General features: G+C 48.8%; 8 protein-coding genes. 3 read left to right on the plus strand and 5 right to left on the minus strand.

Annotated elements, in window-relative coordinates:
- Nucleotides 1–24: 24 nt before the first annotated feature.
- Nucleotides 25–942, minus strand: coding sequence for a DUF808 domain-containing protein (locus ACSF8W_RS20855; RefSeq protein ID WP_500849033.1), 918 nt, complete (start codon nt 940–942; stop codon nt 25–27).
- A gap of 160 nt (nt 943–1102) precedes the next feature.
- A complete protein-coding gene (locus tag ACSF8W_RS20860) occupies nt 1103–1567 on the minus strand; it encodes a GNAT family N-acetyltransferase (RefSeq protein ID WP_500849034.1) in 465 nt (154 codons plus the stop codon).
- 276 nt (nt 1568–1843) lie between these two features.
- On the opposite strand from ACSF8W_RS20860, the gene ACSF8W_RS20865 reads away from it, so the two are divergent.
- Nucleotides 1844–3115: a leucine-rich repeat-containing protein kinase family protein gene (locus ACSF8W_RS20865; protein WP_500849035.1), complete on the plus strand. Its 1272-nt coding sequence runs from the start codon at nt 1844–1846 to the stop codon at nt 3113–3115.
- A gap of 115 nt (nt 3116–3230) precedes the next feature.
- Here the strand turns inward: ACSF8W_RS20865 and ACSF8W_RS20870 are convergent, their stop codons facing one another.
- A complete protein-coding gene (locus tag ACSF8W_RS20870; RefSeq protein ID WP_500849036.1) occupies nt 3231–6479 on the minus strand; it encodes a M66 family metalloprotease in 3249 nt (1082 codons plus the stop codon).
- A gap of 274 nt (nt 6480–6753) precedes the next feature.
- Entirely contained in the window at nt 6754–10182 is a 3429-nt protein-coding gene (locus ACSF8W_RS20875) for an Ig-like domain-containing protein (RefSeq protein WP_500849037.1), read from the minus strand.
- A gap of 600 nt (nt 10183–10782) precedes the next feature.
- On the opposite strand from ACSF8W_RS20875, the gene ACSF8W_RS20880 reads away from it, so the two are divergent.
- On the plus strand, nt 10783–10992 hold the full coding sequence (locus tag ACSF8W_RS20880) for a hypothetical protein (RefSeq protein ID WP_500849038.1): 210 nt from the start codon (nt 10783–10785) through the stop codon (nt 10990–10992).
- 102 nt (nt 10993–11094) lie between these two features.
- Here the strand turns inward: ACSF8W_RS20880 and ACSF8W_RS20885 are convergent, their stop codons facing one another.
- Nucleotides 11095–11292 carry a cold-shock protein gene (locus ACSF8W_RS20885; protein ID WP_500849039.1) on the minus strand — a complete coding sequence of 66 codons (198 nt, stop codon included), beginning with the start codon at nt 11290–11292 and terminating at the stop codon, nt 11095–11097.
- A gap of 437 nt (nt 11293–11729) precedes the next feature.
- Between ACSF8W_RS20885 and ACSF8W_RS20890 the strand changes: the two genes are divergently transcribed.
- Entirely contained in the window at nt 11730–13019 is a 1290-nt protein-coding gene (locus tag ACSF8W_RS20890; protein WP_500849040.1) for a glycoside hydrolase family 18 protein, read from the plus strand.

Raw genomic sequence — 13019 nt, forward strand, 5'->3', positions numbered from 1 at the left:
GACAGAGTAATCATAACCTGCGCGCTACGACGCAACCGTCGCTTTCACCCAACCAAACACTTTCACTGCAACCAACACCACGCCACCACTGAACAGGCCAATCGCCGCATTCACCACAGCAGGTAACATCAACGCGCCGCCCGGCACTACAGCCGCTTGTGCCGTCAAGTGATCAAGTAAAATGTGCGAGTTAGGAATGCTGTGTACCACAATCCCGCCGCCCACTAAGAACATCGCAATGGTGCCGACCACCGCCAAGAACTTCATCAGGTATGGGGCAGATTTGATCAAGCCGTTGCCGAACCAACGCTTAAGCGTGCCCGGTTCGCTGTGATCGACCAAATAGAAACCCAAGTCATCCAACTTCACGATACCCGCCACCAAGCCATAAACGCCGATGGTCATCAGTAACGCAATCACACTCACCACCAGCACTTGCGTCAGCATTGGGGCGGTTTGCACGGTGCCAAGGGCAATCACGATGATTTCCGCCGACAAAATAAAATCGGTACGGATCGCCCCTTTGATTTTGGTTTGCTCAAAGGCCAGTAAGTCTTCCTCCGTTTCCATCGGCACAACGTCAGCCACTTCGTCTGCGACATGGCTATGGAATAACTTCTCCGTGACTTTTTCAAAGCCTTCAAAACACAAAAATAACCCGCCCAGCAGCAACATCGGCGTAATTAACCACGGCGCGACCGCACTGATCAGTAAAGCGGCAGGCACCAAAATCAATTTATTGCGGAACGAGCCTTTGGCCACCGCCCACACCACGGGTACTTCCCGCTCGGCGCGCACGCCCGCCACTTGCTGCGCGTTCAGCGCCAAGTCATCGCCCAATACCCCCGCCGTTTTGCGGGCGGCGACTTTGCTCATCACCGCCACATCATCCAGTACGGTCGCAATATCATCTAACAGGGTGAGTAAACTTGCTCCAGCCACATGGCACCTCTATCTCTTTTTGTGTACGTTTTTTGTTAAGGTCAACAGGTGTGCAGACGCAAACAAGCGCTGATATCCACCCCTTTAAAATGTAACAAAATATTACCATCATCGGTGCCGTTGTGTGCAGCAAATTTTTTCTAACGCCATGACGGTAGGTTTATTTCACCGTAAAGCACTGCCGCGTGACCGTTCCCCAATAGCTGTCAAGGTACTGATCTTCCACAAACACCCCATCGGTATACGCCCCAATCGCGCGTCGCCAGAATGCGACGGCATGATCAGCCCCCGCGATCTGTTTGCTTTCCCATTCACCCGGCATCATGGCAAATAGCCGGTGTGCGAACTGTTGCCCCATGCGATTTTGCCGAAACACCGGCACCACGTAAAAATCACACACCTCATAATGCCCCGTGGCCGTTTCCGCAATGGCGGCCAAGCCCGCTGGCGCGTTATCGATATACAACAAATAGCCATGCACATTGCCGCCGATCAGGGTATCCATCGCAAACACACCCTGCTCGTCAGGCACCTTCTTGGTATACACGGAAAACTCCGCCTCGTAAGGCTGACTCAAATTTAGATACACCGGCATGTTGGTGTCATCGACGGTGACAATATTCACAGTCCTCTCCTCTCATCGTACTTTCCGATAAGCGCGCAAAGGCCGTGAATGCCCCCGGCACTTTCGCCCCTTTTATGTTAGTCACAGGTCATAAAGAAAGGAGCATTAAAGGTGGGATTAAAGACAAGATTAAAAGTAGGATGACGCGCTAGACAGGGAAACGGGATAGGTAGCGTAAATAACCCATACAGACAGAAGGCGATTTACCATAGTCGTCTACATCAATGTTCAGTAAACTATGGGGCTTTGTCTCACGCTAATTACGGATGGAACATTTTGCAGACACTTTCTCAGCTTACATCGGGCGCACTGGCTGGCGTTCAGCGCTTGAAATTATCCGAGCAGTTAACCACCTTTCCCTTAGAAATATTGTCACTCGCGGATAGCTTAGAAATTCTGGATTTGTCTGATAACCACTTATCGGCCTTGCCGCCTGAATTTGCGCAACTGACAAAACTGAAGATCTTTTTTGCCTCCAACAACCAGTTTGACACCCTGCCCGACGTGCTTGGCCAATGCCCTGAGTTAGAGATGGTGGGATTGAAAGCTAACCAGATCAAACATGTGTCAGCACAGTCGTTACCGACTAAGCTACGCTGGTTGATCTTGACGGAAAACCACATTGAAAGCCTGCCGGATGCCTTGGGTGAGCGCCCTCGCCTGCAGAAACTAGCTTTAGCGGGCAATCGCCTGACCCAGTTACCACAGACCCTGTCGCAACTGGACAACCTAGAGTTAGTGCGCATTTCTGCCAACCAACTCACCGAATGCCCGGACCAATTACTTAACCTGCCAAAATTGGCGTGGTTGGCGTTTTCCGGTAACCCGTTTAGCCAGTCAGACATCAAAAACCACACGGTACCTTGTATCCCATCCCGCGATTTCACCTTGCACAATGTGCTGGGCCAAGGCGCATCCGGCGTGATTTCAAAAGCCTCATGGAATCACACCCAAGATCGCTTCCCTGAAGAGATTGCGGTCAAAGTGTTCAAGGGCGAAGTGACCAGCGACGGCTACCCGGAAGACGAATTGCAGGCCTGCCTGAAAGTGGGCCATCATCCCAACGTGGTGCAGTCGTTGGCGCAAGTGAATGAGGAAGGCTACCTCGCTTTGATCATGAATTTGATCCCAAGCCATTACCGCAACTTAGGCTTGCCGCCCACGTTCAGTACCTGTACCCGCGATACCTTCCCGACAGGTTTTACGCTGTCGATCGCGCAAATCGATAAGATCGTGACGCAAATGGCCGATGTGTTTGCGCACCTGCATGCCAACCAAGTGTGTCATGGCGATCTCTATGCCCATAACACCCTGTTTGATGACGATGCGAATATCATTTTCGGGGATTTTGGTGCCGCGACCATGTACCACATGCTGACAGACACACAGCAAGCGCAAGTGAAGCAGATTGAGTACCGTGCCTTCCAGCACTTCATTGATGATCTGCTGAGTGTGTGTGCGATAGAGGATCTAGGCAGTGACATGTTCCGGCACCTCAAGCAAATGGCGCAACAAGAGCGGCCACAGGTATCACACAAAGCCGCGTGATCTGACCGAGCTCCAACAGTTCCAAATGACAGAGCCAAACGACAGACAGAAAAAAAGCGGTGTCTTCACACCGCTTTAGATCTTTTCTCGTTGTATTTTCTAGCAGCCTATAGGCTTACAGCTTATTCCACGCATCTTGCCAGTAAGCACTGGTACCCGGTGCATACGCGGCGTTTGCACACCAGCCAGAATTTGGCCATGGCTTACACTGGTACAGATGTTCGTCAGTCCCTTTAACAATGTCGCCCTCTTTATACGCCGTACCGGCTTGGTACAGAGGGTATTCACCTGATGGTGGTGGTGTGACTTCAGGCCCTGGATTGGGTACTGTGCAGCCATTATCAGACACTTGTTTCCACACGCCCCATTCGCCGGTTGTGCCCGGCTCTTCGCCTTGTGTCCACCAGCCCGCTAGCCATACTGCACCATTGTGCGACACGTGATCACCGGCAACATAAATGCTCAGCGCTGACCACGCATTCTCACAACTTTCAACAGTGACAGTACGCTCTGCCGTCACGGTTTGACCCGCACTGTCTGTCACCTGATACACCAGCACATATGCGCCCGCTGTATTCACGTCTACCTGACCCGATACCGACACAGCAGCAGACAAGTCACCGTCTTCTGCATCTTGCGCAGACACGCCGTTCATCGCATCAAACGCCGCCCCAAGATCGATCTTGGCATCCGCAACGCCCGCCAGTACCGGCTTTTCGCTGAACACTTCTACTGTACGGGTTACCACGGTTTCACTTTGCGCACTGTCGTAGGCCTTGTAGGTCAAGGTGTAGAAACCGGCTTTTTGGTTATCAACCTGTCCTTCAATGACCAACGATGCCGTAACATCGCCATCAAAGTCATCTTGTGCGGTTACACCCGCCAGCGGATCAAACGCCTCACCTTGGGCAATCACTACATCGTCAATGCCCTGAATCGTCGGTGCTTGGCCAGCTTCGGTGGTGATAACACTCGGCTTCAGTGGCGCTTTTGGCGCAGCAAGTGCAATCGTGTCTAACACTTCATCGTGACATACCACTTCCGCTTGGTAGGGTTGCAAAGCCGTCTCAACGTTTACGTGAAAACGGTTCATCATCCCCGTAGTTAAACGGCGGTTGTGTAGGTTAAACGTCTTGGTGCCGCCTTCGCGCGTCATCACGTTCAGCTGACACGCAGAAGGCATGAAACGGTCTTCGTAAACCGAGCCATACGCACCGTGCAATGCCGGATAAATATAGCTTGGCAGCGTGTTTTCTGGATCGTAATAGCCAACCAGCGTGGTCACTGCCACACCTTGCTTATTCGGTGTACGCTCAATTTTCTTATTCAGGATATCGTTGTCTATTTCTACCCATTCACCTTGAGTGTATTGATAGGCATATTTACTGCCCATCGGCAATGGACGACTCGTACCGTTGAAATGCACCGTCGCCGTCCATGCTGCTGACGACTCAACCAATGCAATCTTGCCTTCAAAGCTTGCATCATTGGTTAAGTACAGATCTCTGGCCCAATGACGATCACGCATATTAATATGAACGATGTTGTAATCGGTATACAGCTCTTGCAGCTTCGTGCTGTCAGGGCCGAACTGATGCACGGATTCCTGATCATTTAACATGATCACCACAAGGCCTAAATTATCGATCCCTGTATTGGTCCAAGGCTCCATGATTTTTTTATCATGATTCCACTTACTGAAACCGGTTGGCGAGTTCAGATCAAAGTTAACTTTCGTTTCCAACGCGTCTTGGAAAACACTGGATTCATAAGGTGCGAAAAGTGTGTAAGCATTCTGCTCAGGGTATAGCGGCCAGCCGCCCGACATGGTGCCTTTACCGAAGGCATGGCCCTCAAACGGTTCTGCACATTCACCGTTGTAACAGGTGCTCTGACCGTTCGCTGCTCGGAGGAAATTCGGGATAAAGATGTTCTTATTGGCATCCCATCCCCATGCTGAATTGCGCTCGGTGGAACGGTTGTGTATCGCCCCTCGGAAACCGCCCGGGAAATGGTCACCCACGCCAAATTCATGGCCGGTCTCATGGGTAAATTCATTACCGGTTGAGTTAGCAACTGACGCGACCCCGACATAGGATCCTAGCAGGCCGTGGTTAACCAATCCCGTCGAGTATTTACCGACCGACATGTTCACCGTAACTTGCGCGGCGTAATATGGGTTATCAATGATCCACGATGTACCACTGCGCACATATGAGGAGTTCACCCCGTAGTTGGCACTGTTGATCCCGGCCGATACCAATTCACGTGCGACACGGTAGTGTGAGTCACTGCCATACACATCAAACGCACTTGGATCATAATCTGTCAGCAAACGACCATCTGGCAGCATGATTTCAGGAAAATATATCGACTCGTACGGGTTCACCGTTAACTTACTGATCTGAATATTTTGGAAATACTGACGTTGCAGTTCGCGATCTTTGGCGAAGACAAACGCGTTTCTTGGCGGGGTTAACAAACCAATGTCGACGGCATTCAACACCAAGTGCGTATTTATGCCAATTTTTACGTTATCGAGTACGCCTTCTTTGCCATCACTCGTGGTGAACGTGAGCGTCAGGCCCGGTTGCATCACTTCCGCTGGCAGCGCAACGGTGTAAGCCTTGTCGCTGTAAGCCACCTTATTGATGTCCATGTCCCCCTGAGCATACCAAGTACCATTCAGGTTATGATAAGTCAGTGATCGACCGCGACTCAGCGTATCGTTACCCCTTGAATATTGGATGTGCGAGTTATAACCAGCATGAGAAGAAAAAGTCACGACTTTATCCGTGAATGCGTCATCTTCCGGCAGCGTAAAGTGCTTCATCCAATTACCATCACTCAACTCAACATGAATGCTGTCATGCTGCGCTAACAGCTTGCGGAAAGCGGGCTGGCCTGCTTCATCAGCAATGCTGGAAATCTCATGAAATTGCGTCAGATGGCGATCAAACTGTTCAGGTTTGGTCGTATCGATATCCAGATCAAGCTGGCTGGCAATTGTCGGCTGCTGATTCGGCAGTTGCATCGCGGCGCGATGCACAACGTCACCTTGTGCATTTTTCGCGATCACTGTGATCGGCTCGTTACTCGCCACGTTATTGGCTTGCGGCTCAAAAATCACCAAAGTCTTACGCAACGCCACCAAGTGAGGATGACGATCATCGGGGATCGTATTAGCCGTCGGTAAAATCAGGCTTTGTGCCAAACTTACGGTGCCTAACAAGCGACCTTGCGTGTCGGATGGCAATTCCTTTTGACTAAAATAGTGCATGTCAGCAGGCATCGTTTGTACGCCAAACGCCGCTCCGCTCGCAAGCAGTGCGGGGATCAAGCAAGCAATATAGGTCTTTTTCATATTAATCCAAATGACTATCAATTAATTTGTCAGCAATATAAATAATGCCGAAACGATTTGTTACAGGAATGATTTTTTCTTTGAACTAACCCCACAAAACAAGCATTTTTTTACTTCTATCGTGGGCCGATATGAGGGGGATGCAGATGCAAAATGGCGCCTCTCAGAAAGGCACACTAAACGACAGATAAAAAAGAACCCTGCATCAAAAGCAGGGTTCTCTTGTTACTTAATCAGACTTCAACCATCTGATTTCATTGAACGTGACAACCCATTATTGTGGGTTAAGGCCCAATTGCTTTAGCACTAGCTTAAAGTTCTCGCGGCGCTCTTTCACGTTGTGAACGTCACCCGTTGAACACGTCAAGTCAGGACAACCACGGTTAACGATACCTGAAACGTCATCAATGAATTGAGAACCTTTCATGCCACCATCAACGTAGTTTTTCAGCTCGTTGTAGTAGTTCCAATCCGCGTACTGACCGCCTTCATCGTTGTAAGCCTGTACTGACGTTACCCAGTAGAACAGACCTGCAATCCACTTAATTTCTTTGTTCTCTTCAGAGCTACAGATCAAACCTGGGTTTGAACAGAAATCAAGTTCAGCGTACAGCGGGTTCGCCGGTGGCGCTTCAACCGTTACACCGTCAATGGTTTTACCAATCGTTTCAGGGTCAACGTGTGAACGACCTAGGTAGTGGTTAAGCGTACCGAAGTTCTGACGACCTGTGGTCTGGATAACACCACGACCCCACCAGCCACAACCTTCAACACTTTCTTGGCTGCTGCCGTCCCAAATGAAGCTACCGGCTTTCTGGCCAACGTACGTCTTACACGTATCACGTTCCCAAACCTGCTTCGACGTATCTACCGATTCTGGTACATCGTTACAGTGACCGTTGTTGGTCCAACGACCTACTGCGCCATTCACTAGCAAGCCACGCTCTTCCAGTACTGCATCGGGTGCTGCGAATACAGGCGCTGGTGCACCGTACCATTTCGCGTGTGTCAGGGCGCTCACTTCCATCTTGTTATCACGAGGACAAGAGTAAGCGTAATCCAAACCAGACACTGGGTTCACACCGTAATCTGCGTACTTCTGACCTAGCTGACCACAGCTTGCTGTCATCGGGTAATCCGCAGGCGCGCCGTATTTCACTTCAGACCAGTTGTTCTCGTCACACGCGTTGTAACGAATGGTTTCTTGCATACTTTGTGCTAGGAATGCAGCAATCGCGACTTTGGCGTATTTGATGTTTGTTTCATCATCTTCGCCTTCGTTCAGAAGCCAGAACTTGTTGCCTGCCACACCGATGTTGTGCATCGCATTCAGGCCATCAAGGAAGTCATTCCACTTGTACACGGTGGATGGTACCCACTGTGATTGCGGTGTTTCGTAAAGGAATGCTTCGTTATCCATCGCATTTTCAGCCGCTGCCAACTGTTGGTTCAGCGCTTCAATCGTGGTTAGCGAGCCTTTCTCTAGTTCTTCACCAACGTAGTACAGAGGTACTTTCACATCTTGGTATTGATCGATCTTGTTGGTTAGATCCGAAGAATCGTTATCAAACAGAATCGCGAATACGTTGCTGTAAGCCGCTTTACGTAGCTGAGGTTTACCCGCTGCATCACCCATGAAGTAACCTGACGTTTGCGCCGTTGGCATGTCAGCCAGCATTGCTGGTGTCTTCACGTAGTCAGACACTTGCTTCACGTACTCAAGCGCATTGTGCCACTGCTCACTGGTCAGTGCGTTTGTTTCACCTGATTTGGTGAACGCCACGAAGTCTGCTTTATTTGCTGAATCCGCTTTGTACAGTTCGAAGTTATCCAGTAGATCTGCCGTAAATGCAGATGCTTCGTCCCAGACAGACTGACGGCCTGAATGCGTATCGTAAGCAAACTCACCGATGTTTAGCGACCAACCAAATGTCGCTTGTGGCGCTAGCGTGGTGATGATCAGGTTGTGCGCTTGTGCCCAGCCTTTCACATCGTTGCTCAGTGCGTTGATGGCATCGAGATCAATCTTACCGCCTGTGGTTGCTACCGCATTCGTTAGCGCTTCTTTCACTGCAACGGTGCCCAACGCGGCGCCTTTGTCGTTTGTTGCCAGATCAAGCACATCACTGTTGATGATGATGGATGCTGTACCTGCTTGCTCAGCCTGCTGGATGATTGACACAAACGCACGCGTTAGTGCATCCACGTTCGCCAATGCATCGCTGTTGATCGCATCAATCGTCAACGTTGCAGGAGCCGCCGTTGATGGGCTTGCTACAACAAACGTGTTTGGCCAGCCTGCCACTTCCAGACGAACTGGGTCCATTGGGTTTTGCAGTGATAGCAAAGGTGCCGTACCCGGTTCTGTGCCATCACAGTTCAGGTGAAGTGCCCATGACGCATCGCTGCCCGGTACTGATTTGGTCCAGTAAATCGCAGAGTAAGCAATGTTGTTGTGAACCATGATGTCACCGCCCGTCGCGTGATCACCACGTGTCCAGTCAGGGTACACATTGAACTCTTCACATAGTGCACCCGGTGGTGTCACTGGTGGCTCAACCGGCGGCTCTACCACGTCTTGCTCAACCGTGATTTTCACACGTGCTGATGACGTTAGGTTCTGCGCATCGGTCGCGATAGCGTTCAGCGTGATGTCGCCTGTTTTCGTTGGCTGCCAATCACACGCGAACTTATCGGTCGTTGCGGCATCGAACGTACAGATTTGCTGGTTGTCAGCTTTAACAACGACTTTCTTCAGGTCGTTATCCACATCTGTTGCATTAACAGAAATAGACACCGTGTCTTTTTCGTTAACGGTTGTGCCGTTAGCAGGGGTGATGAATTTCACAACGGGTGCAGTGAAGTCTTCAGTCACTTCTTCTTTAACCGTTACTGAAACAGATTGCTGTTCAAGCTTCTGGTTGTTCTTGTCCAGTACAATCACGTTGATTGTTGCACTACCCGCTTCTACTGGTGTCCAGTTTTGCGTGTAAGTCGTTTGGTTCTGATTAACAACTTTTACAGATAGCTTCTGGTTGTTTGCCCAGAATTCCACTTTTGCAGCCAATTCGCCGTCAACGCTTGCTTTGATCGCAACCACGTCGTTCGCGTTCACTACCTGACCCGCCACTGGAGACAGAACAGACAGCTCAGTTGGCTCTGGATCGGGGTTTGGACCCGGACCAGGTTCACCTGAACATTCCGTCAGTTCCCAGAACCAAGAGCTTGCGCTTGGGGTTTCCCAAACACCAGGGTTATTCTTTGCGATGAAACATTGATCGTTGTAAGACACAACATCACCATTGCTCACCTGAGTTTGACCCGGGATAAATGGAATGATGTCGCCTAGATCAGGGTTTGGACCTGGCTCTGGCTCTGGCTCTGGCTCTGGCTCTGGCTCTGGCTCTGGCTCTGGCTCTGGCTCTGGCTCTGGCTCTGGCTCTGGCTCTGGCTCTGGAGTAGGTTCGCCTGAACATTCAGCCGCCGTCCAGAACCATGAACTTGCATCCGGTGTTTCCCAGATACCTGGGTTATTTTTAGCGACAAAACACTCGCCGTTGTACGATACCATCTCGCCATTTGTTACTTTTGTTTCACCAGGAACAAAAGCGACAACATCAGATGCGTGTGCGTCTGCGGCATGCAAATAACCACTAAACATCACACCAGCCAGTGCGATTGTTATTTTATTTAATTTATTCAAAGTTTAGCTCTTCTGTTATTTATTCGTCTTTTCAGACAAATTCATTCGTTATTTAAAGGGCGTGTCATGGATGATTATTATGATTCACGCCCTCCGTTGCGAACTCATGCTTACAGTTCAGCGTGATGGAGACGATAGCGTGGGTAATAGCATGTCGATATTATTTATCGACACATTTAAAGCCCGCTATCAGAAACAATACCGGTCTGTTTTGTTTTCATAAATCATCCAAACATGAAATCGACAGGCTTATATTAAAAAAGTCAGCATTCATCGTTTCATGAAAAACCAGAATATTAATCTCAGTTAACATCCTAATTTTTCTGTATTTAACTACGAAAAATTGCATTCTCCACGAGTGACTTATTGAATTTGTGATATTGGTTCAGTTTTTTTATCCAAAAAGCATGTATGAGAGAATATTCCTACAAGATTTTTTGCTTGTTTTTTATGCAAATAATGCATTCATACACACATAGTTGAATACTGTCTGCATCAGTAGCGATCGTTCACGATGATAGAAAGGAAGACAAAAGAGGGGAATATAAACAAGTTGAGTGGTAAACAAGGAGGCCATACTGTGCAGCTCCTGCTGCACCAATGCAACAAGGAGCCGAAAACACAAAGAACAAGAGAGATGAATATCAGGAAGAATATCGAAACAGCCGCTATGAATTATTGGTTGTTCAAAACAATAATGATAAAAACAGTGATAAACACAATGAGACCCCATGGGAACGTCTGCCAAAAACGCTTGGTATTATATTCCTCGACAAAAGCTTTGGCGGCGCTTTTGAGGATCGCGATTAAATGGACTTTTAATCGGCACTCTCAGTTTAACCTCACCAAATTTTGGGGTAGGTTATCACCTCACAATTTGGCCAGTACAGGCCTGAAAAACCATGCTTTGCTCTATTTTAATGAGCTTTGTGCCGTCATTCCCTTCGGTGCAGGGACATCATCAAAACGGAATGTCACACCGCGTTTCACTTGATCAAACGGCATGTTTTTTGGCAAATCGGATACATGAAAGAAATATGACTCATTATCATCAGAAATAAAGCCATATCCTTTTTGTGCACTAAACGATTTTACTTGTCCTACTGGCATTATATTCCTTTAAAGCCTTTTTTGATGTGAAATAAACAGGAATTATATTAAACAACAATCCCATCAACCCATGATAAAAATCAAAAGTTCAATAGACTTTACCCCTCCCCTCACATTACGAGAAAGTCGTTATAATAGGCGCACCTCTAAACAGAGAATAAATAACAAATGTAGAAATAATGTAAATAATGAATGTGATGTTATTTTTATTAGAAGCGAGGGAAGCGCGCATAGCGTAAATGCTTCGTCCTTGTTCAAAACAATGAACTGCATCGCACAATAGCCGACAAGCATTGTTTATAGATTGCTCAGCAATACCCACAAATTCTATATTGATTTATTGCGCATTGATGCAGCAATACTTCGGTCGTGGTATGTCTTCATCCCTTTGAGTACATAACGCAACCTGTTCGTGATTCATTGTATGTAGGATTGCTATGAACGTTCTCACACCATCTTGGGTTTCACTGGCACTGTTGTGTGCCGCCACATCGGCTTCCGCTGTAGCTAATGACACTTTCATCCCGCCACAAACTGGCCACGATTTCTTTTCCGGTGAATATCAGCACTATCAGCAAAATAGTGGTAAAGTGGTGGCGACCTACATTGGCAATTGGGTGGGTCCCTCTGTGGTAGCGGATATCAATGGCGATAACCTGACCCACCTCATTTATGCGTTCGTGGAAGTCTGTGGCGAACAGCAAAGAGACGTGTTGGATGAGGTATGTAAGAACATCGCTGATAACCGATTGGCCGTTAGCGACAGCACCATCGATACCACCTTTATCGCGCAGTTTGAGCAACTGAAAAAACGCTACCCGCACCTGAAAATTTTACTCTCCATCGGCGGCGGTGGCCGTTCTGCCACCTTCACCCAAGTGGTCGCCAGTGAAGCCAATCGACAAACGTTCGTGGATTCCACATTGGATTACCTGGCGAAATATCCGGTGTTTGATGGTATCGACATTGATTGGGAATACCCGTTAACGGCAGAAGAAGGCCAAGGGTTTGCGCTGCTAATGAAAGATCTCAACCACGGACTGGCAAAACTGGAACAACAAACATCGCGCCAATACATCAACTCGGCGGCGGTGAATACCATAGATTACCTCACGCAATTTGTTAATTACCGCGATGTCGCGCCGCATACCGATCTTCTCTTCCTGATGACCTACGATTTGTTTGGCAGCTGGTTTCCAGACAACATTGGTCATCATACCAACCTGCAGTCCCACCCCAACAATGTGAAAAAGGGCCATGACCATAGCGTGAACCGCGCCGTCGAAAAGTTTATCGCCATGGGTGTACCGGCGGAAAGACTCGTGATTGGGGTAGCCAAATATGCCCGAGGCTGGCAAGGCGTGACACCCCATAACAAAGGAGGGCCATTTGGCACCGCAGCGACAGAGCTGTTTCCTCTCGCGACACAACCGGGAGATGAGTCGGGTGTGATCACCTATGCCACGCTGTACGACACCCTATTGGGCAAAGACGGTAAAGGACGCGATGGGTTTGAAATTCGTTATAACGCCGACTGCGCCTGCCATTATGCATGGAGACAAAAAGACGGCGCTTTCGTGACGTTTGACCACCCTTACGATGTGTACCAAAAAGGCCGTTATGCGGTAAAACACAAACTGGCGGGTGTGTTTTCGTGGGCCTACCAGCAGGATAACGGTGATTTGTTGAATGCCATGAATGAAGGGATCGGTAATTTACCGCACTAA

It is taken from the genome of Photobacterium sp. 270122K (assembly GCF_059941365.1).

Coding starts and splice junctions, on each gene's coding strand:
- ACSF8W_RS20885 (WP_500849039.1), bottom strand. CDS start 11,292: ATGCCAGTAGGACAAGTAAAATCGTTTAGTGCACAAAAAGGATATGGC.
- ACSF8W_RS20870 (WP_500849036.1), bottom strand. CDS start 6,479: ATGAAAAAGACCTATATTGCTTGCTTGATCCCCGCACTGCTTGCGAGC.
- ACSF8W_RS20880 (WP_500849038.1), top strand. CDS start 10,783: ATGCAACAAGGAGCCGAAAACACAAAGAACAAGAGAGATGAATATCAG.
- ACSF8W_RS20890 (WP_500849040.1), top strand. CDS start 11,730: ATGAACGTTCTCACACCATCTTGGGTTTCACTGGCACTGTTGTGTGCC.